Source organism: Longimicrobium sp. (assembly GCF_048594345.1).
Taxonomy (GTDB): domain Bacteria; phylum Gemmatimonadota; class Gemmatimonadetes; order Longimicrobiales; family Longimicrobiaceae; genus Longimicrobium.
Genome location: NZ_JBMDXM010000127.1, coordinates 13,276 through 38,100, shown reverse-complemented (window position 1 = coordinate 38,100; position 24,825 = coordinate 13,276). Strand labels below are relative to the sequence as shown.

Here is a 24,825-nt window from a genome sequence, read left to right as displayed (position 1 = left end):
TGTGGTGCGTTGAGGCTGAGCATGGCGCGAGGGGCAGCGCCCCCTCCGGGCTCGTAAACCTCGCCCACCTCCCCCAAAAAAGACTGGGGGAGGTTGGGTAACCGAAAGCCTGTCGCAGCACGATCGAAGGTCTCCCCTCTCCGTGAGGAACGAACGGGGAGGGGCCGGGGGCGGGGCACCCCGCCGACGCAGTTCGATCTCGTTCGAAGCAGTTCCGTACCAACGTACTCTCGTACTTTTCGTACTTTCGTACTTTCAACCCGGACGCAGCGGATGTCGCGAAGCAAGTTTCTCAGCGGAAAGCGCATCGAGCCCAGGAAGATCGCCGCCGGGCTTTCCGTCACCGACCTGGTGGACGGTACGTTCCAGGCGTACAACGCGGCGCGGCTGCGGGAGGCGTGTCACCTTCTCACCAGGAAGATGCTGGACGAGGACGTGACCGTCGGGATGACGATGACGGGCGCGCTCACGCCGGCGGGGCTGGGGATGAGCTCCGTCATCCCGCTCATCGAAGCCGGATTTGTGGACTGGATCATCAGCACGGGCGCCAACCTGTACCACGACACGCACTTCGGCATCGGGCTGGAGCTGCGGCAGGGAAGCGCGCAGATCAGCGACACCGTGCTGCGCGAAGAAGAGGTCGTCCGCATCTACGACATCTTCTTCGACTACTCCGTGCTGCTGGATACGGACGCGTTCTTCCGCCAGATCATCACGGCCGACGAGTTTCAGAAGCCCATGTCGTCGGCGGAGTTCCACTACCTGTGCGGCAAGTACGTCTCTGCCCGCGAGCAGGAGCTGGGCATCGGCCGCAAGTCGCTGCTGGCGGCCGCGTACGAGCACGCGGTGCCCATCTACACCTCGTCCCCCGGCGACTCGTCCATCGGGATGAACGTGGCGGCCAAGGCGCTGCAGGGAAACAAGCTGATGTTCGACGTGAACGCCGACGTCAACGAAACCGCGTCCATCGTCCTCGAGGCCAAGCGCAGCGGCGGCAAGAGCGCCATCTGGATCCTGGGCGGCGGATCGCCCAAGAACTTCGCCCTGCAGACGGAGCCGCAGATCCAGGAGGTGATGGGGATCGACGAGCGCGGCCACGACTACTTTCTGCAGGTGACCGACGCCCGTCCCGACACCGGCGGCCTGTCCGGCGCCACGCCCGCCGAGGCGGTGAGCTGGGGAAAGATCGACCCGGACCGGCTGCCCGACGCCGTGGTGTGCTACCTGGACTCCACCGTCGCGCTGCCCATCCTTACGGCGTACGCCTTCGACAACCACGCGCCGCGCACCCCCAAGCGCCTGTACGACCGCCGCGAGGCCATGATGCAGCGCATCCGCGACGAGTACGAAAAGTCCGAGCGCAACGAGAGCAGCCAGGAGAGCGCCCGCGACCACGCCGTGCACGAAGGCGGCATGCTGGACCGCGACCGGTAGCCGGCGATGACCCGGGTCGCCGGGCTGCTCCGGTCGCTGGACGGCCGCGCGTGGGTGGATGAGGACGGCGAGGCCGAGCGCCTGGAGCTGCCGCCGCCCCTGACGGACGCGCAGATCGACGCGCTGGCGGCCGTGCGGGGCGTGCCGGTTCCGGCGATACATGCGAGGTGTTGCGCGTGGCACGAGGGTTGGCGGGTAGAACAGGCCGCGCGTCGGAACCTCCTACGAATCCCGCTGTTCATTGTGCACCCGATCCCGGATTATGGAAAAGACTCGTCTCACACGGGGTCAACGGCTTTGATCGTTACCGTTGACTCTGTTGACCCCGTGTGAGACCGAAGCCGCAAAAAGATTGGGCACGCAGAGGAAGCGGAGGAAGCAGAGAACTTGCATGTAGGAAATCTGCTTCCTGTGCTCCGTCTGCGTGAGAACCTGCAGTTGGGGAATACGGCGTGAGTTGGCGGATGCGGTTGAAATCTCCGGTTCTGGAGGTGCAGTCGGGGTTCACCCGGATTCGCCGAATGCACGACGAACCGTGAGAAACGGTCCCCGGCGCGCATGCGAAAAGGCGGCGGCGCTCTGGCCCGCGGGCCGCACGCCCCCGCATCGATCGCTACCCCGCCCCACCCCTCCGCGCGCGGCGTCTCAGCTCACGCGCGTCCCCTGAAGGTCTACCTGCCGGTCCAGCTGGTCGGGGCGGGGGAACGGCGCGTCCGCCGGCAGCGCGCGGTTGTACCCGTAGATCCACGTACCCGCCAGCACCCCCTGACGCTCGAGCGTCACCGCCAGGTTGCTGGAAAAGTTCACGATCTGGCTGGCACAGGCGTGGATGAGGATTTTGCCCGCGTACCGCGGCGCCTGCCGCGCCAGCAGCTCGCCGATCTGCCGGTACGTCCAGGTCCAGTGATCGTCTTCGTCACCGATCTCCTCGTTGTTGCCATGGGCCGAGAAGCAGAGGGGGTCTGCCGCCCCCAGCGCGCCCAGCGCCGCCTCGATCACGTCGGTGGCTCCCTCCTGCGAGAGTTCCGGGTCCACCACCACCAGCTGTCCCCAGGCCGGAGCGCCCGACCGCGCGTCCTGGGCCGTGCGGACGATGGTGCGGTCCGTGGTGCAAACGATGAGCATGTTCGATCCCCTTGAATCAGAGCCGCGCGCTGGAGCGGCGCGGCGTTAAAAGGTCACGCGTGCCAGGGGGACGCCGGGGCTGCCGTGCGCCTCCACCGTCGCGTTGTGATGTCCGATCTCGTCCCTGCAGCGCCACCACCGCCTGCGCGGCGGCAGCCACACGTCGCCGCTCACGGGCACCCAGCCCCCTTCGGCGCGTCCCATCACGCAGATCCGGATGGGCGCGTGGCTCACGTTGGTCACCGCCAGCCGGCGCGTGGCGCGCAGGTCCAGCACGCGGCGCTCGCCGTTGCCCAGCTGCAGGGTAAACATGACGTGGGCGCCTCAGCCTCAGTACTCCACCTCGACAACGTTCCGTCCGTTGTCCGCGCGCCCTCCGTCGTCCCCATTCCGTCCGTCTGCCACGGCAAGCGCGACCACCAGCAGCAGCTCGCCGGGCACCTCCCCGCACGTCCTGCTCCACGCCTCGTCGGGCTCCAGCGTCACGCGGCCGCTCCACGGGGTCCAGGTGGACCCGCACTTTACGTCCACGTACACCGCCGCCCGCCGGCCGCTCACGTTCCGTACGACCAGGCCCGCGCGGCCGGCCATCGAGATCACGTTGCGTCCCAGGTGGTTCAGGTAGAAGGTCGCCATGGCCGTGGTACCGATGAAAAGGATGGGGAGGATGGATGCGCGGACGGGGAGAGGGCGCCTTTCCGGCCGGAAAGGCGCCCCGTACGTCACGCCGAGGGCTGCACCAGCAGGGGCACCAGGTTCTGGTTGGGCGGATACGACTTCGCCCAGTCCGCCTGGTCGGCCCAGGCCCAGCCGCCGTCCGCGTCGTACGTCACCGACCGGCTGCCGACGCCCGTGAGGTCGATCAGGATCCCCGGCCCGTACCCCTGCTCCAGCACGACCCCGGTGTTCAGGGGGATCGACGAGAACATCAGGAACACCTTCTCGATGGGGATGATCTCGTCCATGTTGTTGCCCAGCAGCGGGAACGCGCAGATGGGGCCGGACGAGCCGTCGGGACGGGTCTGCGAGATGCCGCAGGTAAAGCGGTTGGACGTGAGGTTGACGATGCAGATGGCGCCAGCCGTGCCGCCCACCTCGCTCACCTCGCCGATGCCCATGGGATTGTTCACCTGCAGCACCTCACCCAGGTCTGCCGCGTACGATGCCGCCGTGTCGATCTGGCCCTGCGGGATGAGGCTGCTGCGCGACGTGTACGCCTCGTACTGCTCCGTCCACGAGATGGTGTTGGTAAGCTCGAACTGGCTGGTCTGAAACCAGACCACCGGCTTGGCGCCGGGCGAGCCCGCCACCACCCTGAAGCCGTACAGGCTGAAGCCGTACTCCTGCAGGGTGGCCACCGTCTCGCCGGTCAGGGCCAGGTTCACGCTGTATGCCGATGCCATTGTCCTGCTCCTCGGGTCTGTGGGGTTGTGGCCGGGCGCGGAGGTGGCCGGGCCGGTGCGCTGCGAACGGGAACGGCGCCGTTCCCATCCCCAATGTGCGTTCGGGCCGCCTGGGCTACCGGGCCCCGACCGGCCACGCGAGGGGCTGAAAGGGACAGCCCTTCGGCCGGCTGCGTTCCCCGGCGGCCTCCCCGCCGCCGTGCCCGTTGAACGCGGACGGCCCCGCCACGCGGTGAACACCGCGTGGCGGGGCCGTATGCACTCCGGGAACGGGCGCTAGCCGCGCGCGTGCCGCGTCCCCGGCTTTGCCGCCGTGTGCGCGCCGCCTTCATCCGTCCCCGCCGTCGCCCAGGGACCCAGCGTGATGGACACCAAAGTCGGGTTTGCCACCGACAGGGTGGACGACTGGCCGCCCTGGTCGTCGTAGGGGCTGGCGTAGGCCACGCCGTTCACGCTGACCGCGGGCTGGTGAAAGAAGGCGTCGTACGCGTTGGACGGGACGTCCGCGGGAAAGTACGAGGGCGGGCTCTGGGGCGTGCCCGCGCCGCCGCCGTCCACGTACGCGCAGACTCCGTCCGTGTTGGGGACGGATGCCAGCAGCACGTTCTCCCCCCGCGACGCCGTGCCGCGGTACACGTTGAACGACTGGGCCTGCGCGGTCGACATCGGCAGCCAGTTCACCTGCACGCACGGATCGGCGGCCGTGGGTGTGGCGGAGAACTCCAGGCTTCCCACCGTTTCGCCGCCTCCGTTTACCGCCGTCACCACGTAAAAGTACGGGGTGCCGGCCGCCAGCGTGCTCGTTCCCGTAACCAGGGTGGGGGACAGCTGCACCGGCGCCGTCCCGTTTCCCCAGTTTTCCGGGGCGAGGGTGGAGGTGGCGATGCCGCGGACCAGGGCCGCCACGATCTGGTTTTCCAGCGAGCCCAGCAGCGTGCCGTACCGGGCCGCGCTCGTCGCCGGCACGCCCGGGGGCAGGTTGGATGCCGCCTGCTGTGCGCCGTCGGCGAACACCCCCTCCGCCGCCAGCACCATCATCGACGCCGGCACCTGCGGATACGGCGCCCACGCCGGGGGCGCGGGATTGCCGTCGTCGTACGTGTTGGTGTTCCAGTACGGGGAGTACACGTTGAACGGCGTTCCCACCGCGATGGGAGGCTGCGCGACGGCCACCCCCGCCTGCGTGACCGCGCTCAGCACCAGCTGCAGGCACGGGAGGCCCGATGCGTCGGTGGTGGTGGTGCCCTGGAAGGCGTACACGTACCCGTCGGAGGTGCCGTCGGTGGCGGTGAGCGAAAGCGGCGGCTGCGGCGCCGTGTAGCGGGCAAAGAACGCCTGGATCGGCGCGTCGAACCAGGTGGCCAGCGGGTTGAGCGGCGGGGTGGCGGTGGTGGAGGCCTGGCCGGTGTCGGTGAGCGCCCCCCCGCCCGTCAGCGCGCTTGCCTGCACGCTTCCCAGCAGTCCCCACGCCGTCGATCCTCCCGACGGGGTGCCGCGGTAGACCTTCTAGCTCGCCGTTCCGGCCGGCTGGTCGTCGTTGGGCGCCTAGGCCACCTGCACCGCCTGCCCGGCCGTCACCGTGGCGCGGGCCACGGTGGCCTGCGCGTAGCTTTCGGCCGCCCCGGCCCCGGTGCCGTCCAGCGCGGTGACCACGTAGTAGTACGTTCCCGCCGCCAGGGTAGAGGGCGGGCCGTCGAACGCGCCGGCCACCACCCCCTGGGGCGCGTTGGCCACCAGTGCGTTGGCGGGGGAAAGGATGCGCGTGGCAAGCGGCTTTCCAAACGGGTCCTGCGCGCATTGCAGGAACCCGTTGCCGGCCACGTACCCCGCGAACGTGCCCAGCACCTGCGCGCGGGGCATCGTCACCCCCGCGCCGGCCGGAAGCGCCGCCTCGGCCGGCTGCACCTGGATCTGGATGGGGATGCCGAACTGGTCGATCATCGTGGTGTTCAGGTACAGCACGCCGTCCACGCCGTAGGTCAGTTCCACGAAGTCATAGATCCCCGGCGTGGAGAGCGGGCTGGGCTCCTGCGGCTGCCCGCCGATGACCGGGATGGCCGGCAGGGTGCCGATGCCGAATACGACGTGGGCGGCCTGGATGGCCACGTCCGGCAGGTTCAGCGTCTGCGCTCCCGCGGCCGTGTACGTGGCGAACGGGGGTACCGTACCCGACGCCGCCGCGTAGTCCTGGCCGGTAAAGCAGACCCACTGGCCCACGGGAAGCGCGGTACCGGCCGAGGCACCGGCCGTGGGGGTGTACGGCGCCAGCAGCCGTCCGTACATGGCCGCCTGCACCGGGCCGCCGTCCTTCAGCACGTCCTGGGGCACGTTGATGGTGATGGTGAACATGGATTCGGTCCTGGAGGGGAGGTGAACGCCGCCGCGGCGCGAGGCCGGGAATGGCGGATCCGGGCGGCGAAGAAGGGAGCGGCGCCGCTCCCCTCCACAGGGTGCGCCGCCCACGCGCACACCGCCCGGCCGCGCGCGGCCACCAGGGGGGCCGCACCGGCCATTCACGTTCTTATTCCGTCGCGGGGCGGCCGCAGCGGGCCAGCAGCAGCTCCGCCAGCAGGCGCACCCCGCCGCCGGCCACCAGCTCCGCGCGGCGCAGCCCGGTGAGCGTGCGCAGGCTCCTGCGCAGCGCCGAGGGGCTGGAGAACGCCAGCGACCGCGCCACGCTTTCCACACTGCGCCGCGGATCTTCCAGCAGCGCGGCGGCGTGCAGCAGGCGCCGCCAGGCCAGCAGCTGCTCCGCCGGGGGCAGCCCCGCCGCGCGCAGGGTACGGCGAAGCGTCCGCGGGCTGCAGCGGGCCAGCGACGCCAGCTCCGCGGCGGTGGCGGGCGTGGTGGGTGACCGCAGCGCCCGCGAAAGCCACGGCCGCACGTGCGGCGGCGCGCCCTGGGCGATGCGCGCCAGCACCCCGTCCAGCACTCCCGCGTTCAGGTGCTGGTCCAGCGAGGCCGCCAGCGCGGCGGGCTCGTCCCCGGCCCCCAGCGACACCACGGCGCGCACGCCCAGCAGCGCCAGCGTGAACGGGTCGTTCGCCGCGCGGCCGGTGAAGTCCGCGTACGCCACCACCTCCAGGCGCGGGTGGCGCTCGCGCAGGCACCGGATCTCGGGCTCGGCCAGCCGGCCACCCACGTAGGGGTCGACAAAGGCGAGCCCCGCCGGCGTGCGCGCGGCCAGTTCAAACAGCTCCGCCCACCCCGCGGCGGTGCGCAGCGCGTGGGGAACGCCGCCCGCCGCCGTCATGCGGATGGCGCCGCGCAGGCGGTCGAAGGCGGCGGGAGAGCAGGAAAGCACAAGGACGTCTGCCATGAACGGTACCGGGATCAGCTAAGGTCATCGTCGGTGGGGGTGCCGCCCGGGGTGGGGGCCGCGAGCGCGGCGGCCCAGGCGGGGAGCCGCGCCCGCTCGCGCGGCGGCAGGGCGCCCACCTCCACGCGCACCCGGGCACGCAGCGACGCCTGGGCGCGCTGGTAGCGGCGCTTGGCCCCAGCCTGCGTGGTGTCCAGGGCGAGCGCCACCTCCTTCCAGGTGTATCGCAGCTGCACCCGCAGGCGCAGCAGCTCGCGCGTGGGCTCCGGCAGCGCGCGCAGGGCCGCGGCCACCACGGCCGCCAGCGAATCACCGCGGGCGCGGCCCGCCATGGGGGTGCGCCAGTGGTCCAGCGCCACGCGGCCGTCCAGTGCGCTCACGTCGCCGGGGGCCACCACCGCTCGCCGCGCGCGCTCCGCCCGCACGTGATCGATCAGCACGCGCCGGGCGATGGTGAGCATCCAGGCCATCAGCCGGCGGTCGTCGGCGAAACGGCTGCGCGGCAGCGCGGCGGCGGCGCGCAGCAGAACCTCCTGCCCCAGGTCGCGGGCCTGGTCGTCGCAGTCCCCCGCCGCCGCCAGCCGGCCGCACAGATAGTGGTGTACCGGGTCCTGCACGGCGCGCAGAAGCTGGTTGAGAGCAGGGGCTTCGCCCCGGGCGGCGGCACGGGCCAGATCGGCCAGGAAACTGCCTTCCCATCGGAACGCGCACGGCAGGTGCGTGCACGCGGGTGCGGGGCGGGATTCGGCGCACATTGTCTTGGCACATGAACGTTTCCGCGGATGAGCCGACGCCGCTGCTCTGCTACCGTACTTGTGCACACCGTTTGCGCCGATTCATCCATTCACTCAGACAACGGAAACGCGGCACCGTCCCCCCCGCATACGACCGCGGGAGCATGAATGCGCAGAGGGCCCCCGTCCGTGATGACGGGGGCCCTCTGGCTGTTGAATGGAACCGATCAGGTCTGGCTCACCTGGATCGGCGGAAGTCCCGGATCGGTACCGGCCGGCTCGGGGCCCCGCTGCCGGCACCGACGAGGCGCGCGGTGCGCCGCCGAACCGTGTGGGCACCGCGGGTGGGCGCTCCGCCTCCCCGAATGTTTGCTGATCGATGCGAATCCCGCGCGTAAATCCTTCACGTCTCCACGCGCGGCCTTGCGTCCGGCATTCTCACCGACAGGCAAACAGGGACTGTACGCGGATGGCGCTCGATGCGTCGAGCGCCATCCGGTTGAAAAGGATGCCAAAGGCGCGGAGAGAACCCATCCTCTCCGCGCCCGTGCGCCTCCGCGCGAGCCTGCTTCCTCAGCCGGGCGCCGGCGCCGTGGCGCACAGCTGGTCGCGGACAGCCGCCGGAGATATGGACTCGTCCTCCAGGCGAATGCGCCACTGGCCGTCCTGGCGCAGCAGCAGGCCGGTGTACGAGATGGGCAGCATCTTTCCCTGCGCGTCGGTCCACTCGAAGCGCCCTACCACCATCACCGCGTCGTCGCTCAGCACCTCGTACGACAGGTCGCGCCACTCGAACACGGCGGGCGCTTCCCACCGGCTCATGTACATGGCGCGGGTGGAATCCAGCGGCTCGAACGACTTGTGGCCATTGCCCACCCGGTACGAACCGCGCGGATCGTAGCGCGCGATGATCGCTTCGCGTGCGCCGGCGCGCAGGTCCTGCGCATAGCTTTCCATGAATGCGCGCGCCTCCGCCTCGGGGTCCCGGTCCCGCTGTACGTTGACGTTCGCCGCGCAGGAGGCGGCCAGAACCAGAAACGCGAGGGCCGAGGTGGCGCGGAGGATCGATGGCATCGGCAGGGAATCCGGGCTGGGGGTAGATGGCTGGACGTGCAGGCGGGTAGAGGATTGCTGTCCTGCTTATCGTCGCGCAATACCCGGGATCAGCGAAACATCCATGTGCTCCCGCAGGCGGACGGTCCCGCCGCCGCATCAGATCGCGACCCAACGCCATCGGCCGGTGCCATCCATGGCGCTTACCGCCAGCCCGGCGCCCACGGTGGGGGCGAGCGGAACCGCACGCTGTGGAGGATGGCGTGGGCGACGGCCTGGCTGTGCGGGTCCGACGCGCGCGTCCGGATGGAAATGGCCAGGTTCGTGTCGCCCATCGGCCCGGCGGGCGCGATCCGCCGCCACGCCGCGTGCAGCACCAGGCCGCCACGCGGCGTGTTCCACGATGCCACGTGCGCCTCGGCGCCGCCAATTGTCGTGGTGCATTCGGAGTAGTTGCGGGCGTCGGATGACCCGCCCGGGGCGGGGCCGGCGTACGGTCCCTCTTCGTGGCTTATGCGCACGGCGCGGCCGGTGTAGGTATCGATCCCCGAATCGATCCCCGTAACGCGGGCGTAGCGCAGGCCGGGCGGGACCCGGAACGTGAAGAGCACGCCGTTCCTCGTCTCCCACCCCGCCGTGGAAGCGGGTGCCGGGGCGCACGCCGGCAGCGGCGCGACGACCGGGCGGCGGTGCACGCAGCCGGCGGCAAAGGCGAGGCCCATCAGCGCGATCCGCGGCAGCGCGCGCACGCTACGGCTGCGCACGGGGGACGAGGAGGGTGAAGACCGAGCCGGTACCCACGGTGCTCGCCGCGACCAGGTCGCCGCCCATGCCGCGGGCCAGGTCACAGCCCCACAGCCGCTCGAACGCGGGGTTCACCGCCAGCAGGCGCCCCGCGGGGTCGTAGATCACCGTGCTGAGCGGCGACTGCGTGAACAGCGCATCCGCCAGCGCACCGTCTACCCCCGCGGCCGGCGCGGGCGCAATGGAGACGTGGGGCAGGTGGATGCCCGCCGCCGGCGTGGAGTCGTGCATGGTCATATGGGTAGTGCACCCGGCGGTGGGACGTGCATCGCCGGTGAAGGGAAGAACGCGCGGGTGCCGTTCCGGAGGGGGCGGACTGTTCGCGGAGTTACGGAAGGTAAACGAATATGCGGCGGGATACAACGCGCCCTTTTCCGTCCGACTCGGGCCGTGCCGGAGAAAACGTCCGTTCCGCCCAGGTGCGCCTCGCGGGACGCGTCATACCATCTGCCGGATTTCGATGTGCAGTGAGGGGAGCGATTTTCACGCGGAGGCGTGGAGGAAACAGAAGAGGCGCGGAGGGAACGCCAAAAAACGCCTCCGCGCCTCATCAGTTCCTCCGCGCCTCCGCGTGATGCTTTTCCGTCGTTCCTCTGATTGCACAACGAACCGCGAGAACTGGTATCAAGATGTTACGAAGCCGCCCCAAGCGTTGATTTCCTGGGGAGACGCCGCGCAGAACCTGCTCGGGCGATGGGGATTGGCGCCGACCGAAGGAATCTCGCCGGCACAAGCGTGGGGTTTGATTCCACGCCCGGATTCCAGCCCTGCGTGGGGCAGACGAGATCCTTCGGTCGCGCGCAAGCGGTTGTGAAAGTTCAGGTTCGGGGTGGCGCCCCCTCAGGAAATCAACGCTCGGATCGAGTGTAGCGAAACCGCTCAGGCGGGATTGGGCGGCGCGACGGGTCCCTTGGTGTCCAGGTCTTTTTCCTCCACCGCCACCATGGGCCGGCGGGTGCGAAAGTAGCGCACGGCCTCGATCCCCAGCCCGCAGATCACCGCCCACGCCGCGCCCATGACGAACCCCGCCAGCACGTCGGACGGGTAGTGCACGCCCAGGTACAGCCGCGACCAGCCGATCAGCAGGATGACGAGGATCGCCAGCAGCCAGGTGAGCCGTTTGAGCAGCGGCGTGGGCGCCAGACGGGCGATCAGAAACGCCAGCGTGCCGTAGACCACCACCGACGTCATTGCGTGGCCGGACGGGAACGACGCCAGCCCCACGTGTGTGGTCCGCCAGGGAAACACGTCCGGCCGCGGGCGGTTGAACGACACCTTGAGCGCCGCGTTCACGAACCCCGCGCCCAGCATGGACACCCACAGCAGTGCCGCGGAGTAGTGGTGCCGGCTGGACCATAGAAAGACGCTGGCGATCAGCACCACCATCCAGACGACGACGCGGGCGCCCAGCGCCGTCACCTCCAGCGCGATGTTGTCCATGAACGGCGAGCCCATCCGCTCCATCAGCCGCAGGATGGACTCGTCCATGTGCAGCGTGTCGCCGGCCATCACCCGCTCCGCCAGCGTGGCGAACCCCACCGCCGCCAGCAGCACCACGGCCAGGCCGATGATCAGGAACACGCCCACCGCCCGGTAAAAGCCCTGCACGTGCGATCCGATCCACCGCAGCAGCCGGTAGAGCAGGTCGTACAGCGGACGCTGCGGCCCTTTGCGGGGGAGCGTGCGCCGGTCGTAGACGGGAGGCTGGGTCCGCGGTCTCATGCCGCACGGCCCGCGCACGCTCCATGCCGCACTTGCGTTCCCACGGGTGCGGGCGGTACGCTCCCGCCATGATCCGGCTAGAGAAGGTGGTCAAGGAATTTGGCGGCCCGCTGGCGCGCCTGCGGGGGGAGCGGGTGCGCGCCCTGGACGGGGTGACGCTGCACGTCCCGCCGGGCGCCGCCGTGGGCCTGGTCGGCCCCAACGGCGCGGGCAAAAGCACCATCATCCGCCTGCTGCTGGGCTACCTGTCGCCCACGGCGGGCGGGGTGCAGGTGGGCGGCATGCTTCCGCGCGACTACGCCGAGCGGCGCGGCGTGGCGTACGTCCCGGACCGCGTGGCCCTTCCCCCCGTGTGGACGGTGCGCGGCGCGCTGCAGGCGTTCGCCGCCCTGGGCGAGGTGGAGCGTCCGGCGGACCGGATCGAGCGGGTGACGCGAAAGCTGGGGCTGACGGAGCTGGCCGGGCGCCGCGTGGCCGCGCTCAGCAAGGGCAACCTGCAGCGCCTGGCCATTGCGCAGGCGCTGCTGGGCGACCGCAAGGTGATGGTGATGGACGAGGGGACGGACGGGCTGGACCCGGAGTGGGTGGCGCGCGTGCGCGAGATGCTGGCCGAGTGGCGCCGCGCGGACCCCGAGCGCGTCCTGATCTACGCCTCGCACGACCTGGACGAGGTGGAGCGCGTGGCGGACCAGGCCATCATCCTTTCCGAGGGCAAGGTGCGCGAGGTGGTGGACCTGCGCGGCGGCGGAGGCCCACGCCCCGCGTACCGGCTGGAGGTGGAGGGTGCGGACTGCGCCCGCCGCGTAGCCGAGGCCTTTCCCGGCGCGCTCCCGGTCGCCGGTGCGGCGCACGCCTTCCGCGTGGAGGCCGGCGGCGCGCGCGACCTGACGCGGCGGCTGGGAACGCTGATCGGCGCCGGCGCCATCGTGCGCGCGGTGACGCCGGAGGCCGGCACCCTGCGTGAACGCTACCAGCACGGCCTGGCCCGGCGCACGCAAGGCGCCGCGCGGATCGCCGCCGCCCTCGATGCGGTCGGCGAAGGCGCCGTATCCGTGGACGCGGCGGAGCCGGAGGAGGGCGCATGATCCCCATCCTGCTGCGCGGAATGCTGCCGCGCCTGGCGTTGGTGGCGCTGCTGTGCGTCGCCTTTTACTTCCTGGAGCCCGGCTTTCACACCCACGCGGAGGAGGCCGCCGCGTCGGAGGAGTTCGCGCTCAACCTGGGGTACATGGGGATCGCGGCCAGCCTGGCGAACCTGGCCGGGCTGTCGATGCTGGTGCTGCTGGGCGGCTTTGTCTCCAACGACCGGCGGCAGGGCTACTACCGCCTGTACTTTTCCCAGCCCACGCGCCCGCTTGCCTTTTACGGACTGCGCTGGGGATTGGGGCTGCTGATGGCGATGGCGGCGGCCACGGTGTTCCTGGTGGTGGGGCAGGTGGCGGCGTGGGGGCAGTTCGAGGGGGGATGGAGCGGGCTGTACCTGGCGTTTCTGGCCGCGTTCGCGTACGGAGGGATGATCGCCTTTCTCTCCGTGGCGCTGACGCGGGGGGATGCGTGGGTGGCGCTGGTGCTGTTTCTCTTCAACTACTTCTGGCTGTACGCCATCTCGCTGGGCGTGCAGCCCCTGCCGCCGGTGCTGAACGACGCCGTTTCCATCCTGCTCCCCCCGCAGCTGGCCCTGAACGACGTGTTCGACGGCCTGCTCCGCGGCGAGATTGTGTGGGGCGCCAGCGCGTTCACGGCCGGCTACGGCGTGTTCTGGCTGCTGATGGCGGGGCTTCTGCTCCGCCTGCGCGACTGGCCCTGATCGTCATCCGGATCCGCAAAAGAACAGGCCTCACACAGAGTTAACAGAGTCAACAGAGTTTTCTCGTGCTGTCTCCTCCGGGCGCGTGGTGAAGCTGAAGTCCCAGGTGTCGGGTGCGGGAAGGGCTGTCGACGAGGCAGGCTCCTTTGTAGAGGTGTCGGAAACGGGCAGCAGATGGAATGCGGCAGGGGGCCATCCGCGTTTTCTGGAGGAACACCATTCCCGCCATCTCCGCGCGGGCGCTGCAGGCAGCGAGGGATGAGGAGCGGTGGATGGTGTCCGGAGCGCATGGAAACAGGCCGATCGCACCCCCTGATGCGCGATCGGGAAGACCATCCGCCCACTCCACGCCCCAGGGTGAGCGGGAGCCGGACCTCCGCCGTTGCCCAAATGCGAAGGAGCCGGCAGAAGCGGGCAGATGGAAAACGCGACGGGGCTCCCTGGCGGGAGCCCCGTCGCTCGCAGGCAAGGACGTGCGCCTCGTCAGCCGCTGAGGCTGGTGCGGTATCCGCCGCTGCCCGGCGCCAGCGGAGGGACGGAGCGGCCGCCGCGAGCCTGCCGAAGCCGGTACAGCGCCAGCAGCGCCATCCCCGCGTACAGCGCGGTGCGCACGGCCTGCAGCACCCACGGCCGCGGCACCCACTGCCCCGCGATGTCGGCGCGCGACGAGGCGGCGAACCACAACACGTTGAAGGCCAGGCTCATCGCGTAGACGCAGAGCAGCGACCAGAGCACCCGGTCCATCCGGCCGCCCAGCAGTGCAGCCATCAGGGTTCCCAGCAGAACAAGCAGCTCGACCACGTCCCACTGGGCCACGGCCGTAAAATGGGTAAGCGCCGTGTACCGCGGCTCCATTGCGCCAAGCCCCGCCCCCATCAGAAACGCTACCGCCATCGCCGCCAGGGCGCCGCGGTAGTACCGCCGGCTGAACGGTACCGGGCGAACCGAAAAGTGCGCCAGGATGATGCAGTACGCCAGCAGCAGGAGCGTCCTGCTGTGGTTGAACGCCGGCGTCCAGGCCATGTAGTTCGCCCAGATCGCCGTTTTGGGACCCGCCGCGTACGCCCAGATGCCCAGCGCGCCGTGTATCCCCTTGACCAGGGCGAGCGTACCCAGTGCCGTTCCGGTCAGCAGCCACATCCCGCGATGCTCCACCGGCGCCTGCGCCCTGGCGGCGCCATACACCAGCAGCGACGCGATGGCGCACACCGCGATCAGCAGCGTCGAGACGTTCTGAAGGACGAGGGTCAGCATGGATAGGGGGCGGGTGCCGGCGTGAGCCTTACTCGTCGTCGCAGTACGGCGGGCAGGTGTCGGCCGAGTTCATCACCGTAAAGGTTTCGGTGGTGCCGGGGTTGAAGGTCGCTTTCCGCGCGGGATCGCGCGACTCGTCGTACAGCTCCAGCGACAGGCTGTGCACACTGTGCTCGGGATCGTCGATGGTGATGGTGATGTCGCGCTTCTTCCCGTTCTTTCCCTTGAGCTTGATCACGTGCTTCTTGGGGTGCCCCTCCGAGCCGCAGTTGTGCTGCTCCGTCTGCTTGTAAAGCTGCCGGCCGGCCTTTTCGCCCTTGCGGGTGATGGTGCACTCGCTGGCGAAGCCGGGATGGAACGTAACGTCGTACTCGGAATCGGCGGTAACGGTCTTGTGGTTGTTGTTCATGCTTCCTCTGGTCGTTTTGAATGCGGCGGGGTGGGAACACAGGAGGGGGACTGCACGGCCAACAAAGTGCACCATCGTGCGCGATCCGGCAAGTCCAACTGCTGCTTACTGCTACATGAGCACCGCTCAGCCGTGGACGGGCCGTCGCATGGAGTGCACCGCCTCGAACGCCGGGGGCACGCGCCGTCCCCCCGCTGACAGCTGCAGCCTTCGCGCGGCAAAGCCAACCATGCACAGGCCGATGACGATCCCCACCCAGTACAGCACCGAAAAGTAGGTGCGGGCATACGTCATGGTCCAGGCAGCCATGACCGCCATGATGCTTACGGTCATCGTTTCCTTGAGCGTGTACGCCGCCAGCGCCAGCCAGAGCACCTGGTCCAGCCCGTCGCGGTGCACGGCCGCGAACAGCGCCCCCATCAGCACGATGGCCGTCAGGGCCGCCACCAGCGCCATCCCGGTGAGAAGGGCCGAGGCGCCGGTGTACGGCACCTGGTGCAGAACCAGGGTGGAAAGCACCGCCGTGGCGGTCAGGACGAGCGGCGCCGCGGCCGCCATCCGGGCACCCCACCGCCGCCTCGACACCATCAGCACCAGCAGCATCGCGGCGAACACCACGCTCACCACGCCACGCCCCAGGTTGGCCGCGGGCGACCACTGCGTGACGAACTGGTACAGCGGCGACTCCAGCCCGATGAATGCACCAAGAGCGGAAAGGAGCGACTGCAGCGTGGAATAAACGCCCACCACCAGAAAGCTGGTGGCGGTCAGCGACCAGGCCAGCGCCGGCCGATCCCGGCGCACGGGGCCAAAGCGGCGCCACACCAGCAGCGCCAGCACGCCAAAAACCAGCAGAAGCGCGCTGGAAAAAAGCTGCTGGACGTACGGCTTCATATTCCGCCGGAACCCGGGCACAGGGGCGGGCACAGCACCGGCCCATCCTCCACGACCACCCGCTCCGGATTGCCGCCCACGACGCGCGGCTTCAGGACGATCTCCACGCGCTCGATCTCGTGAAGGGGATCGTACAGCTGCATGGCGATGTCACGGCCGTTGCCGCGAAGCTCCAGGGTGTTGCTGGGCCAGGGGAGCAACTGCCCCGGCGGCAGCACGAACACGCCCTTCTGTTCGTAGATGAGCGTTTCCGACCCGTCTTCCTGAACCGACAGCCGCCGTACGAATCCCGGATAGAAGCATGCTTCGTATCCGCCCGCGCTGCGGCACTCGCGGGCGGGGGAGGGCGGGAGCAGCGGCGGCAGGTTTGACCCTCCGGTGTCGATCATCAACGCCTCCGGTGAAATGAACAAAGGAACCGCAGTCGTGAGAAGGTGCTCAGGCAGGTCGGGAAACGCAAGCCTTTTGTTTCCACCCGGTGCGCTCGCTTGGAGAAATTACTTGCATGATCCGCGCCCGGGCGCGGCGCTTGCGCCCCGCTTTCACGCAAGGCAACTCCGTGCCGCGGCACCCCCGCCGCCCTGCTTCCCTGGATATCAGATGAGCCGACGCCACCGTTTTCCCCTGCCTGCGCTGCTGGCCTGCGGCCTGGCCGCCGCGTGCGCCCCCGCCCCGCCGGCGTCCGGCCCGGCGCCGGAGTCCAACGGCCCCAAGCGCGTGCGCATCGTGCACACCAACGACTTTCACGGGCGCCTGCTGCCGCAGCAGGTGGGCGGGCGCGCCGCGGGGGGCTCGGCGGTGCTGGCGGCGCACTTCGACAGCGCGGCGGCGCGCTTTGGCGGGCCCACCATCGTCCTCTCCGCCGGCGACGACATGCAGGGGACGGCCATCAGCAATCTTAGCTGGGGGCGCGCCACCATCGCCGCGCACAACGCCGCCGGGTACGACGCGGCCGCGCTGGGCAACCACGAGTTCGACTGGGGGCAGGACACGCTGGTGGCCCGCGTGCGCGAGAGCCGCTTTCCCTGGTTGGCGGCAAACGTGTTTGTGGAAGGCACGCGGCGGCACCCGGAATGGGTGCGGCCGTGGGTGATGATCGAGCGCGGCGGCGTGCGCACCGCCATCATCGGCATCGCGCTGCGCACCACGCCCGAGATCGTGCTGGTGGGCCGCACGGCGGGGCTGGAGTTCGGCGCCGAGGCGCCAGCCATCGACCAGGCGGCGCGAGAGGCGCGCGCGGCCGGGGCGGACTTCGTGGTCGTCACCGCGCACGTGGGCGCCAGCTGCGAGCAGTCCGGCACCGCGCCCGCGGAGGCGTCCACCGGCTGCCGGGGGGAAATCCTGGAGATCGCCGACGAGCTGGCGGAGCCGGTGGACCTGATGGTGGGCGGCCACACGCACCGCCGCGTGCTCACGGCCGAGGATTCCATCCCCATCGTGGAGGCGTCGTCGTACTCCCTGGCGTACAGCGTCACCGACCTGCAGGCCGGCGCCGGGCGAGCCACCGTGTTGAGCCGCGAGGTGCGCGTGCCGTTCGCCGACGAGGTGACGCCCGACACGCAGGTGGCGCGCGTGGTGGCGGAGTGGGAGCGCAACGTGCGCCCCATCACCGAGCGCGTGATCGCCACCCTGGCCCAGCCCATGGAGCGCGAAGGAACGGAGTACCCGCTGGGCAACCTGATCGCCGACGCCCTGCGCGTGCAGACGGGCGCGCAGGCGTCGCTGGTGAACAACGGCTCGGTGCGCCGCGCGCTCCCCGGGGGCCCCGTGAGCTGGGGCGTGCTGTACGAGCTGCAGCCATTCGCCAACGCGCTGGTCCGCGTAGAGGTCACCGGCGCGCAGCTCAAGGAGGCGCTGGAGAACGCCGTCAGCGGCGACCGCCCCGACGCGCACCTCTCGGGGCTGACAGTCCGCTACGATCCCGCCGCGCCCGCCGGGCAGCGGGTGCGGGAGGTTCGCCTGGACGACGGGCGGGTGGTGGATGCGGACGACCTGGTGACGGTGGGCCTCTCCGAGTTCATCGCCACCGGCGGCGACCGCTACACCAGCTTTACGCGGGGGCGCACCACGCGCACGGAGCTGGTGGACCTGGACGCCGTCATCGCCTATCTGCAGTCGGTTCCGCAACCGGTCCGCGCGCCCGCCGTGGGCCGCTGGCAGCCGATGCGCTGACACGGCAACGGCATGCCTCACACAGAGTTAACAGGGTCAACCGAGTCTGTTCTGCGCGACGATTAAACTCTGTTGACTCTGTGTGAGGCTTTATCTTCTTCGTTCGATGAGAAGATGATGAAGCGCCGCACCGGCCCGCCACGCGAGTGTATCACCCGCCGAAAGCCGTTGCCGTTCGCCTGGATCCACGCGCCGCATGATGGTTCGATCGACCGCACTCCTCCTTCTGCTGCTCGCGGGATGCGACGCCGCGCGTGACACCGGCGCCAAGGCGGATGCCACTCCGCCGCCCGCCGCCACGACGGCCGCCGCGCCGCGCGTGTCGTCGGCGGATACCGTGCTGCTGGCGCAGGCGCTGGAACGCGCGGCGGAGCTGCCACGGCTGCGCGGCATCCTGGTTTCGCAGCGCGGCGAGATCGTGATGGAGCGCTACACGGGCGGCGCCGGCGCGGACCGCGCGACCAACGTGAAGTCCGCGTCCAAGAGCGTGCTGTCGGTGCTGATCGGCATCGCCATTCAGGAGGGGCACATCCGCGGGATCGACCAGCCCATCTCGGACTACTTCCCCGACTACTTTGCGCGGGGCGACGTGGATCCGCGCAAGCGCGCCATCACGGTGGGGCACCTGCTTTCCATGCAGTCGGGGCTGGAATCCACCAGCTTCAACGAGTACGGCGCCTGGGTCAGCAGCCGCGACTGGGTTCGCGCCGCGCTGGACCAGCCGGTGGTGGAGGCGCCGGGCGGGCGGATGCTGTACAGCACCGGCAGCACGCACCTGCTTTCCGCCATCCTCACGCGCGCCACCGGCAAGAGCACCTGGGCGTACGCCAACGAAAAGCTGGCGGAGCCCATGGGATTCCGCATCCGCCCCTGGCAGCGCGACCCGCAGGGCATCTTCTTTGGCGGCAACGACATGTACCTTACCCCCCGCCAGATGCTGCGCTTTGGGCAGATGTACCTGGACGGCGGTGCGTACGGGGGACGGCAGATCGTGCCGCGGGCGTGGGTGGAAGAGAGCGTGCGGCCGCGCACCTCGTCGCCGTACAACGGGCACGGCTACGGGCTGGGATGGTGGAGCAAGGATTCCGGCGGGCGGCGCGCGTTCTTTGCCTGGGGCTACGGCGGGCAGTACGTGTTCGTGGTGCCGGAGCTGGAGCTGGTGGCCGTCTTCATCTCCGAGTCCGACGGCCCGCGCGCGCCCGGCCACCTGCCCGCCATCCACCGCATCGTGGACGAATACCTGGTCCCCGGCGCCGCCGCGCGTCTCGCGGCACCCGCCACCGCGGCTCCGACCGCGGCCGCGACCCCGTCCGCGTCCGGCATCGCGTCTGCGGCCGCCAGTACCTCCACCGCGTCCACGACCGCCATCACCGCGTCGGCCACCCCGGGCTCAAGCCCGGGGCTATGACGGCCGCAAGCCCTGTCTCGCGCCGAGGCGCGGCACGAACAGGGCTTCACCCGCTCCCGGCAGCCACGGCCCGGCGCGCCTGGCGCCCGCGGTGTTGATGCCCGGGTCGATCCAGATAGCGTCCAGATCAGAGGTTTTCGCGGTTGCGGACACACAAGTACCGGGAACGCCGCAAACGGCCCAGCCGCCGAGTCCGCGCAGGCGGACGTTGCGACGTTGTAGCGGCGAATTTTTATTCGCTCCTGCAGGCGGCGCGGCATTTTACCGGATCACGCCCGCTCCCGACGGCGAGGGGCGCGTGGCGTATGTGGAGGTGGACCAGGCCACGGCGACGCGTTCATCGACCAGAATCTGGAGGCGATCGCCATGCGCCTGCGCCCCGCCATACTGGACGGAGAAGCGTTCGACGTGCGCTTTCGCTTCAACCCGACGTTCAACGTCCGCTGATCGCCCGGCGCGATTGACGGAAGGGCCCGTGCACGGGTAGACTGCACCTCTTCCCGCGCATCCGCGGGCTTCTTCCTTTTGGGCGATCGGGCAAGCGGAACGATGGATTCGCTGGACGTTCTTGCGCCGGCCGCGGCGCTGGTGGCGGGCTTTGCGCACGCGCTGGAGCCGGACCACATGGCCGCCGTCACCACCTTTGTCTCGCGCCGCCCGCGGCCCTTGCAGGCGGCCGGCTTCGGGCTGCGCTGGGGCGCGGGACACGCGGGCGCGATCGTCGTCGTCGGCTGCGTGCTGATCGCGCTGCGGGTGCGGCTGCCGGACGGCGTGGCGCGTGGGCTGGAGTTTGGCGTGGGCGCCATGCTGCTGGGGCTGGGCCTGTGGCTGCTGTGGAGCGTGCTGCACGATCGCGCCCACCGCCTGGCCGCCGGCGCCGACGCGCATTCGCACCCGCACCCTCACGGCGGACGCGGCTCGCTGTGGGTGGGAATGGCGCACGGCCTGTCGGGAACGGCGCCGCTGGTGGCCGCGCTCTCCGCCTCGTTCAGCGGGTCGCCGCTGCGGGCCGCGGGGTACCTGCTGCTGTTCGGGGTGGGCACGACCCTCGCGATGGCGCTGTACGCGCTGGCCGCCGGACTGGTGTTTGACCGCGCGGCGCACCGCGCGCCCGCGCTGGCCGGCACCCTGCGCGCGCTCACCGCCGTGGGCAGCGCCGCCATCGGCGTTCTGTGGATGGTGAACGCCGCCGGGGCCGCCTGACGAATCCCATCGACCGTAAACCCTGACTTCCCGCGCTCAGAGAGAACCATGTCCGACGGAACCGAGCAGACCCCGGCCGCCACGCCCCCCGTCACCATCCTAGCCAAGAACAACGGGCCGTTCCTGGTAGAGGGCCCGTTTCGGCTGATTGACGCGGACGGCAACGAGTATCCGCTCGAGGCGGGAAAGAAGTACAACCTGTGCCGCTGCGGCGCATCCACCCGCAAGCCGTTCTGCGACGGCACGCACAGCCGGATGGGATTTGCGGCTGCCGAGCGCGCGGTTCGTGAAGCGGATGCGGGCGGCGCGGCCTGATCGGACGGACGCCTCGCATGGAGTCGACGGAGTCAGCGGAGCAAGGTCTCCGTGGACTCCGTTGCTTCATCCGGGTGGATGCTTATCAATAATCATTCTTGACAAGCGCCGTCCGCGCGCGTAGCATCAGGCCCATGCGCGCCGCCGCCCACGTCCGCAAACGCTGTAGTTTCTGCCGGCTCCCCGCGGGGGGCGCGGCGGGACGCGTGACGCGCGGCTAGCGCACACGGCCGGGCCTGAGCGCCCGGCTCTAACGGCTTCCCCCGCCCGGCCCGCTGCATCCAGCGTCCGGGCGTTGTTTTTACGCGGCAGCGGCGCCGCCGTTCGGCGCCTTTGCATCAAAAAAATCTCACGGGAGATCACGGATGTCGACTGAGAGCCTGCCGATCGAGCAGCGCGGGTACGCCCACCCCGAGGCGCTGGTGAGCACGCAGTGGGTGGCCGACCACCTGGACGATCCCGCGGTGCGCATCGTGGAGAGCGACGAGGACGTGCTGCTGTACGACGTGGGCCACGTTCCCGGCGCCGTAAAGATCGACTGGCACACGGACCTGCAGGACCCCATGATGCGCGACTACCTGGACGCCGAGGCGTTTGCGCGGCTGATGGGCGAAAAGGGGATCTCGCCGGAAACGGTCGTCGTGTTCTACGGCGACAAGAACAACTGGTGGGCGACGTACGCGCTGTGGGTGTTCCGCCTCTTTGGCCACGAGCGCGTGCGGGTGATGGACGGCGGCCGCAAGAAGTGGGATGACGAAGGGCGCCCCATGAGCACCGACTTTCCGTCGTATCCCGCCACGGAGTACCCGGTGCCCACGCGCGACGACGAGAAGATCCGCGCCTTTCGCGAGGACGTGATCGAGCACGTAAAGAAGAAGGGGAAGATGATCGACGTGCGCTCGCCCGAGGAGTATCGCGGCGAAAAGCTGCACATGCCCGACTACCCGCAGGAAGGCGCCATGCGCGGCGGCCACATCCCGGGAGCGGCCAACGTGCCCTGGGCGCGCGCCGTGAACCCCGACACCGGCGAGTTCAAGAGCGCCGACGAGCTGCGCGAGCTGTACGAGCAGGGCGCCGGGCTGAACCCTGGGGAGGAGACGGTGGCGTACTGCCGCATCGGCGAGCGGTCGTCGCACACCTGGTTCGCGCTCTCGTACCTGCTGGGCTACCCCAACGTGCGCAACTACGACGGCTCGTGGACGGAGTGGGGCAACGCGGTGCGGCTGCCGATCGAGAGGTAGTACGAGAGTACGGGGTGCGAGAGTACGGGTACGAGAGTACGGGGTACGAGAGTACGTTTGATGGATGGCGAAGCGCGCCGGGCCGCGAGGCTGGCGCGCTATGTCATCGTCTCGTCACGGCAGCGTCCCCGATTGTGGGCGATGCGGACGTGCGGGTACGCCGGGCCTGGCACGGAAGCGCTTATGCCGGATGTGGTTGGAGAGGACCGGCTCGCTGGCCGTTCATGTGCATGGCCGATAGACGTGACCCGACACGTTTCATCCAACGAGTGGACGCCACATGCGAATCTCCATCCTCTTTCTCGCCGCCGCCATGACGCTGGCGGGCTGTGGTACCCGTCAGGGACCCGCTGCCCGGCTGGAGCCGCGGAGCGCCAGCTCAATCCGGATCTACCAGAACCAGCTGCCGACCTGCCCGTTCCGTGACGTGGGACACGTGCAGGGCCGCGGCATCCAGGACGTTCAGCTGGCGGCGTACAGGCTGCACGCGAACGCCGTGCTAATGGAAGCGGTGGAAGGCGCACCCCGGGACGGCGTCCCCATCATCGGCACCGCCATCCAGTTCCTCAGCGTCGACTGCCGCCGCTAGAACGTCAGGAGGATGATGCGAAGCGCGACGGGCTGGTGGCCGTCGCGCTTCGTGTTCGTGAGGCATGAAGGTGGACGTGGAACGATGCGGACGCGCGGCGTCGCCACGAGGCGCCGGAGATGTCCACAATCAGGGGCAGTGTGGATTCACGGATCAGCAGGCACCGAAGCCGAACTGCTTGCGCCGCATCCGGTTGATACTATCCGGCGGTGTGGCCGTCCACGTGCAGGTGGGAAACGTGATCGTAACGCTTTCATCCAACCGACTGGACGCCATGCGAATCCCCATCGCCTTTCTCGCCGCCGCCGTGACGCTGGCGGCCTGTGCCTCACGCCAGGAGAGCACCCGCTCGCTGGAGCCGCGGAACACCGATTCCATCTGGCTCTACAGCAACTCCCTGCCCCGGTGTCCCTATCAGGAGCTGGGGCGGGTGGCGGGCGTCCGCGAGCCCCAGATTCGCAGAGCGGCGTTCAACATGCGCGCGAACGCGGTGATCCTGGATCCGGTGCTCACGCCGGGAGGGTTCGGCCCCTTGTCGGGGGTGGCCATCCGCTTCGACAACGCCACCTGCCGCGGCTGAACCGCGAGATTGTACGGAATCCGGAAAAACAACCTCGGAAGGTACAGAGGGACCAAGAACAGCCAGAGGAACAGAGGCGATCCTTCCGTCCTCTGTTCCTCTGGCTGTTGTCTGTTCCTCTGTACCCTGGCCTCTGTTTCCCGTAGCGCGACTTGAGGTGAGGTGTTTTTCCGGATCTGGTATCAGTCTTCGGGAGCGCCGGCCTGCCGTTCGAGCATCTGCTTGACGCGGGCCGGCGCTTCGTTGGTCAGGGGGCCGATCAGGCGCGCCTCGGGCAGGTTCTTCCAGTAGCGCTTGGGCATCTCGGCGCGCATGGCAGCGGGGCGCAGGCGCGCGGGGTTGAAGGTGCTGGCGTAGTACGTCCGCCACAGCGCCTCCAGCCGGTCCTCGTCCGGCGCCTGCGAGCGCGGCACGCCGGGGGTAAACGACAGCCGCTCGCCGTCCCAGTGCGCGCACCGGCGGGGCGTAAGCACGCTCCAGCGCATGGACGGAAAGCGGTCCACAAAGAAGGGCGTGCCCCGCTCCACCACGTGGTGCTCCGGCTCAAACCAGGCCACGTAGTGCGTGCCGCCCTCGTGCTCCACGGTGCGAAAGCGGACGAACGCGTGCAGCTTGTGAATCTCGCGCCGCACCGCCTTTTCCATCCGCAGCAGCCGGTGCACGTCGGGATCCGAAGCCACCTCCATCAGCCGCGGCTCGCCGTGCGTCTGCCGCCAGAGCAGGCGGTACAGCAGCCCCCAGCGCTCCGCGTCGCCGTGGCACGCCGCGGCTTCCGCCAGCTCTACGAAGCGGCGCGACACGCGCAGCCCCGGCGACGGCTGCGTGCCGCCCGCCGGCGCCGCGTCCATCGACAATCCCAGCGACGCCTGGTCGTCCTCTGCCTCGCGCCACTCCACGTCGCGCGGCTCCACGCCCTCAAGCAGCAGCCCGCGCGCGGCCTGCCGCCAGGCGGCGAACGAGGGTTCGATGGTGATGGCCCTCATGAACCCTCACCCGCGGGGCCCTCACCCGCTCGCTCAGGCTCGCACCCTCTCCCGCAAGCGGGAGAGCGTAGACTACGGAATCCGGGAAAACACCTGTCATTCTGAGGGAGCGCCCTCGCCGGCCTCTCGGGAACGCCACGAAGCCAGTGGCGCGACCGAAGAATCTCCCTCCCCTCGCGCGGAACCCCTTTCCGGGCAACGCCCGGGAACCCCGTCGTGACGGAAAGAACCGCGCGTTTCAGCATGGAGATTCTTCGGTCGGCGCCATGCTCCTGCGCGAACGGAGAGCGCTGCGCGGCGCCTCCCTCAGAATGACAGTTTTGTCGGATCTGGTATAAACGTCCCATCAACCATCAGCGCGTGGTGGTGAGATCCT

General features: G+C 69.7%; 28 protein-coding genes. 11 read left to right on the top strand and 17 right to left on the bottom strand.

Annotation, left to right across the window (positions count from 1 at the left end; all coding sequences use genetic code 11):
- The first annotated feature begins 273 nt into the window (after window positions 1–273).
- Together ACOJUJ_RS14355 and ACOJUJ_RS14350 are read left to right on the top strand one after the other, a co-directional pair.
- Window positions 274–1,434 carry a homospermidine biosynthesis protein gene (locus ACOJUJ_RS14355; protein ID WP_420127579.1) on the top strand — a complete coding sequence of 387 codons (1,161 nt, stop codon included), beginning with the start codon at window positions 274–276 and terminating at the stop codon, window positions 1,432–1,434.
- A 6-nt stretch (window positions 1,435–1,440) separates the two neighbouring features.
- A complete protein-coding gene (locus tag ACOJUJ_RS14350) occupies window positions 1,441–1,767 on the top strand; it encodes a hypothetical protein (protein ID WP_420127578.1) in 327 nt (108 codons plus the stop codon).
- Between the two features lie 312 nt (window positions 1,768–2,079).
- On the opposite strand, the gene ACOJUJ_RS14345 is transcribed toward ACOJUJ_RS14350, so the two are convergent.
- From ACOJUJ_RS14345 to ACOJUJ_RS14290, 12 genes are all read right to left on the bottom strand, one after another.
- A complete protein-coding gene (locus ACOJUJ_RS14345; protein ID WP_420127577.1) occupies window positions 2,080–2,559 on the bottom strand; it encodes a hypothetical protein in 480 nt (159 codons plus the stop codon).
- Between the two features lie 45 nt (window positions 2,560–2,604).
- The gene (locus tag ACOJUJ_RS14340) at window positions 2,605–2,871 is read right to left on the bottom strand and encodes a hypothetical protein (protein WP_420127576.1); all 267 of its coding nucleotides are present in this window, start codon (window positions 2,869–2,871) and stop codon (window positions 2,605–2,607) included.
- 18 nt (window positions 2,872–2,889) lie between these two features.
- The gene (locus tag ACOJUJ_RS14335; RefSeq protein WP_420127575.1) at window positions 2,890–3,195 is read right to left on the bottom strand and encodes a hypothetical protein; all 306 of its coding nucleotides are present in this window, start codon (window positions 3,193–3,195) and stop codon (window positions 2,890–2,892) included.
- Window positions 3,196–3,281: 86 nt separating this feature from the next.
- Complete coding sequence (locus ACOJUJ_RS14330; protein WP_420127574.1) at window positions 3,282–3,962, bottom strand: hypothetical protein; 681 nt, start codon at window positions 3,960–3,962, stop codon at window positions 3,282–3,284.
- A 276-nt stretch (window positions 3,963–4,238) separates the two neighbouring features.
- Window positions 4,239–5,411 (bottom strand): beta-1,3-glucanase family protein, encoded by a 1,173-nt coding sequence (locus tag ACOJUJ_RS14325; protein ID WP_420127573.1) that lies wholly within the window; start codon window positions 5,409–5,411, stop codon window positions 4,239–4,241.
- 96 nt (window positions 5,412–5,507) lie between these two features.
- A complete protein-coding gene (locus tag ACOJUJ_RS14320; protein ID WP_420127572.1) occupies window positions 5,508–6,311 on the bottom strand; it encodes a beta-1,3-glucanase family protein in 804 nt (267 codons plus the stop codon).
- A gap of 172 nt (window positions 6,312–6,483) precedes the next feature.
- Complete coding sequence (locus ACOJUJ_RS14315; RefSeq protein ID WP_420127571.1) at window positions 6,484–7,281, bottom strand: helix-turn-helix domain-containing protein; 798 nt, start codon at window positions 7,279–7,281, stop codon at window positions 6,484–6,486.
- Between the two features lie 14 nt (window positions 7,282–7,295).
- Complete coding sequence (locus tag ACOJUJ_RS14310; protein WP_420127570.1) at window positions 7,296–8,036, bottom strand: RNA polymerase sigma factor; 741 nt, start codon at window positions 8,034–8,036, stop codon at window positions 7,296–7,298.
- Between the two features lie 552 nt (window positions 8,037–8,588).
- The gene (locus tag ACOJUJ_RS14305; RefSeq protein WP_420127569.1) at window positions 8,589–9,089 is read right to left on the bottom strand and encodes a hypothetical protein; all 501 of its coding nucleotides are present in this window, start codon (window positions 9,087–9,089) and stop codon (window positions 8,589–8,591) included.
- Window positions 9,090–9,271: 182 nt separating this feature from the next.
- Window positions 9,272–9,832, bottom strand: a complete 561-nt coding sequence (locus ACOJUJ_RS14300) for a hypothetical protein (RefSeq protein ID WP_420127568.1) — start codon at window positions 9,830–9,832, stop codon at window positions 9,272–9,274.
- The gene (locus ACOJUJ_RS14295; protein WP_420127567.1) at window positions 9,819–10,103 is read right to left on the bottom strand and encodes a PAS domain-containing protein; all 285 of its coding nucleotides are present in this window, start codon (window positions 10,101–10,103) and stop codon (window positions 9,819–9,821) included. Before ACOJUJ_RS14295 ends, ACOJUJ_RS14300 begins: the two co-directional genes overlap by 14 nt.
- A gap of 648 nt (window positions 10,104–10,751) precedes the next feature.
- A complete protein-coding gene (locus tag ACOJUJ_RS14290) occupies window positions 10,752–11,594 on the bottom strand; it encodes a phosphatase PAP2 family protein (RefSeq protein WP_420127566.1) in 843 nt (280 codons plus the stop codon).
- Between the two features lie 68 nt (window positions 11,595–11,662).
- Between ACOJUJ_RS14290 and ACOJUJ_RS14285 the strand changes: the two genes are divergently transcribed.
- Window positions 11,663–12,679: an ABC transporter ATP-binding protein gene (locus ACOJUJ_RS14285; RefSeq protein ID WP_420127565.1), complete on the top strand. Its 1,017-nt coding sequence runs from the start codon at window positions 11,663–11,665 to the stop codon at window positions 12,677–12,679.
- Window positions 12,676–13,401: a hypothetical protein gene (locus tag ACOJUJ_RS14280; protein ID WP_420127564.1), complete on the top strand. Its 726-nt coding sequence runs from the start codon at window positions 12,676–12,678 to the stop codon at window positions 13,399–13,401. The genes ACOJUJ_RS14285 and ACOJUJ_RS14280 overlap by 4 nt, the downstream gene beginning before the upstream one ends.
- 483 nt (window positions 13,402–13,884) lie before the next feature.
- Here ACOJUJ_RS14280 and ACOJUJ_RS14275 read toward each other — a convergent pair whose 3' ends face one another.
- From ACOJUJ_RS14275 to ACOJUJ_RS14260, 4 genes are all read right to left on the bottom strand, one after another.
- Window positions 13,885–14,655, bottom strand: a complete 771-nt coding sequence (locus tag ACOJUJ_RS14275; protein WP_420127563.1) for a hypothetical protein — start codon at window positions 14,653–14,655, stop codon at window positions 13,885–13,887.
- A 28-nt stretch (window positions 14,656–14,683) separates the two neighbouring features.
- On the bottom strand, window positions 14,684–15,064 hold the full coding sequence (locus ACOJUJ_RS14270) for a hypothetical protein (protein WP_420127562.1): 381 nt from the start codon (window positions 15,062–15,064) through the stop codon (window positions 14,684–14,686).
- 126 nt (window positions 15,065–15,190) lie between these two features.
- Complete coding sequence (locus ACOJUJ_RS14265; RefSeq protein ID WP_420127561.1) at window positions 15,191–15,958, bottom strand: hypothetical protein; 768 nt, start codon at window positions 15,956–15,958, stop codon at window positions 15,191–15,193.
- Complete coding sequence (locus ACOJUJ_RS14260) at window positions 15,955–16,347, bottom strand: hypothetical protein (RefSeq protein WP_420127560.1); 393 nt, start codon at window positions 16,345–16,347, stop codon at window positions 15,955–15,957. The genes ACOJUJ_RS14265 and ACOJUJ_RS14260 overlap by 4 nt, the downstream gene beginning before the upstream one ends.
- 211 nt (window positions 16,348–16,558) lie before the next feature.
- Between ACOJUJ_RS14260 and ACOJUJ_RS14255 the strand changes: the two genes are divergently transcribed.
- The 7 genes from ACOJUJ_RS14255 (at window position 16,559) to ACOJUJ_RS14225 (ending at window position 23,466) form a co-directional block, all read left to right on the top strand.
- Complete coding sequence (locus ACOJUJ_RS14255; RefSeq protein ID WP_420127559.1) at window positions 16,559–18,130, top strand: bifunctional metallophosphatase/5'-nucleotidase; 1,572 nt, start codon at window positions 16,559–16,561, stop codon at window positions 18,128–18,130.
- Between the two features lie 196 nt (window positions 18,131–18,326).
- On the top strand, window positions 18,327–19,538 hold the full coding sequence (locus ACOJUJ_RS14250) for a serine hydrolase domain-containing protein (protein ID WP_420127558.1): 1,212 nt from the start codon (window positions 18,327–18,329) through the stop codon (window positions 19,536–19,538).
- A gap of 549 nt (window positions 19,539–20,087) precedes the next feature.
- Window positions 20,088–20,741, top strand: coding sequence for a sulfite exporter TauE/SafE family protein (locus ACOJUJ_RS14245; RefSeq protein ID WP_420127557.1), 654 nt, complete (start codon window positions 20,088–20,090; stop codon window positions 20,739–20,741).
- Window positions 20,742–20,789: 48 nt separating this feature from the next.
- Window positions 20,790–21,056 (top strand): CDGSH iron-sulfur domain-containing protein, encoded by a 267-nt coding sequence (locus ACOJUJ_RS14240; protein ID WP_420127556.1) that lies wholly within the window; start codon window positions 20,790–20,792, stop codon window positions 21,054–21,056.
- 365 nt (window positions 21,057–21,421) lie between these two features.
- Window positions 21,422–22,297 carry a sulfurtransferase gene (locus ACOJUJ_RS14235; protein ID WP_420127555.1) on the top strand — a complete coding sequence of 292 codons (876 nt, stop codon included), beginning with the start codon at window positions 21,422–21,424 and terminating at the stop codon, window positions 22,295–22,297.
- A 280-nt stretch (window positions 22,298–22,577) separates the two neighbouring features.
- Window positions 22,578–22,886, top strand: a complete 309-nt coding sequence (locus tag ACOJUJ_RS14230) for a hypothetical protein (RefSeq protein WP_420127554.1) — start codon at window positions 22,578–22,580, stop codon at window positions 22,884–22,886.
- A gap of 274 nt (window positions 22,887–23,160) precedes the next feature.
- Window positions 23,161–23,466 (top strand): hypothetical protein, encoded by a 306-nt coding sequence (locus ACOJUJ_RS14225; RefSeq protein WP_420127553.1) that lies wholly within the window; start codon window positions 23,161–23,163, stop codon window positions 23,464–23,466.
- Between the two features lie 182 nt (window positions 23,467–23,648).
- Here the strand turns inward: ACOJUJ_RS14225 and ACOJUJ_RS14220 are convergent, their stop codons facing one another.
- Window positions 23,649–24,449: a TIGR03915 family putative DNA repair protein gene (locus tag ACOJUJ_RS14220; RefSeq protein WP_420127552.1), complete on the bottom strand. Its 801-nt coding sequence runs from the start codon at window positions 24,447–24,449 to the stop codon at window positions 23,649–23,651.
- Between the last annotated feature and the right edge of the window lie 376 nt (window positions 24,450–24,825).

Bases quoted from the DNA above. Each gene is read 5' to 3' on its own strand.
- ACOJUJ_RS14345 (WP_420127577.1), bottom strand. From the start codon at position 2,559: ATGCTCATCGTTTGCACCACGGACCGCACCATCGTCCGCACGGCCCAG.
- ACOJUJ_RS14240 (WP_420127556.1), top strand. From the start codon at position 20,790: ATGTCCGACGGAACCGAGCAGACCCCGGCCGCCACGCCCCCCGTCACC.
- ACOJUJ_RS14230 (WP_420127554.1), top strand. From the start codon at position 22,578: ATGCGAATCTCCATCCTCTTTCTCGCCGCCGCCATGACGCTGGCGGGC.
- ACOJUJ_RS14350 (WP_420127578.1), top strand. From the start codon at position 1,441: ATGACCCGGGTCGCCGGGCTGCTCCGGTCGCTGGACGGCCGCGCGTGG.
- ACOJUJ_RS14285 (WP_420127565.1), top strand. From the start codon at position 11,663: ATGATCCGGCTAGAGAAGGTGGTCAAGGAATTTGGCGGCCCGCTGGCG.
- ACOJUJ_RS14275 (WP_420127563.1), bottom strand. From the start codon at position 14,655: ATGCTGACCCTCGTCCTTCAGAACGTCTCGACGCTGCTGATCGCGGTG.
- ACOJUJ_RS14235 (WP_420127555.1), top strand. From the start codon at position 21,422: ATGTCGACTGAGAGCCTGCCGATCGAGCAGCGCGGGTACGCCCACCCC.
- ACOJUJ_RS14225 (WP_420127553.1), top strand. From the start codon at position 23,161: ATGCGAATCCCCATCGCCTTTCTCGCCGCCGCCGTGACGCTGGCGGCC.
- ACOJUJ_RS14320 (WP_420127572.1), bottom strand. From the start codon at position 6,311: ATGTTCACCATCACCATCAACGTGCCCCAGGACGTGCTGAAGGACGGC.
- ACOJUJ_RS14305 (WP_420127569.1), bottom strand. From the start codon at position 9,089: ATGCCATCGATCCTCCGCGCCACCTCGGCCCTCGCGTTTCTGGTTCTG.
- ACOJUJ_RS14245 (WP_420127557.1), top strand. From the start codon at position 20,088: ATGGATTCGCTGGACGTTCTTGCGCCGGCCGCGGCGCTGGTGGCGGGC.
- ACOJUJ_RS14220 (WP_420127552.1), bottom strand. From the start codon at position 24,449: ATGAGGGCCATCACCATCGAACCCTCGTTCGCCGCCTGGCGGCAGGCC.
- ACOJUJ_RS14315 (WP_420127571.1), bottom strand. From the start codon at position 7,281: ATGGCAGACGTCCTTGTGCTTTCCTGCTCTCCCGCCGCCTTCGACCGC.
- ACOJUJ_RS14260 (WP_420127560.1), bottom strand. From the start codon at position 16,347: ATGATCGACACCGGAGGGTCAAACCTGCCGCCGCTGCTCCCGCCCTCC.
- ACOJUJ_RS14355 (WP_420127579.1), top strand. From the start codon at position 274: ATGTCGCGAAGCAAGTTTCTCAGCGGAAAGCGCATCGAGCCCAGGAAG.
- ACOJUJ_RS14330 (WP_420127574.1), bottom strand. From the start codon at position 3,962: ATGGCATCGGCATACAGCGTGAACCTGGCCCTGACCGGCGAGACGGTG.
- ACOJUJ_RS14280 (WP_420127564.1), top strand. From the start codon at position 12,676: ATGATCCCCATCCTGCTGCGCGGAATGCTGCCGCGCCTGGCGTTGGTG.
- ACOJUJ_RS14290 (WP_420127566.1), bottom strand. From the start codon at position 11,594: ATGAGACCGCGGACCCAGCCTCCCGTCTACGACCGGCGCACGCTCCCC.
- ACOJUJ_RS14255 (WP_420127559.1), top strand. From the start codon at position 16,559: ATGAGCCGACGCCACCGTTTTCCCCTGCCTGCGCTGCTGGCCTGCGGC.
- ACOJUJ_RS14340 (WP_420127576.1), bottom strand. From the start codon at position 2,871: ATGTTTACCCTGCAGCTGGGCAACGGCGAGCGCCGCGTGCTGGACCTG.
- ACOJUJ_RS14250 (WP_420127558.1), top strand. From the start codon at position 18,327: ATGATGGTTCGATCGACCGCACTCCTCCTTCTGCTGCTCGCGGGATGC.
- ACOJUJ_RS14265 (WP_420127561.1), bottom strand. From the start codon at position 15,958: ATGAAGCCGTACGTCCAGCAGCTTTTTTCCAGCGCGCTTCTGCTGGTT.
- ACOJUJ_RS14310 (WP_420127570.1), bottom strand. From the start codon at position 8,036: ATGTGCGCCGAATCCCGCCCCGCACCCGCGTGCACGCACCTGCCGTGC.
- ACOJUJ_RS14295 (WP_420127567.1), bottom strand. From the start codon at position 10,103: ATGCACGACTCCACGCCGGCGGCGGGCATCCACCTGCCCCACGTCTCC.
- ACOJUJ_RS14335 (WP_420127575.1), bottom strand. From the start codon at position 3,195: ATGGCGACCTTCTACCTGAACCACCTGGGACGCAACGTGATCTCGATG.
- ACOJUJ_RS14270 (WP_420127562.1), bottom strand. From the start codon at position 15,064: ATGAACAACAACCACAAGACCGTTACCGCCGATTCCGAGTACGACGTT.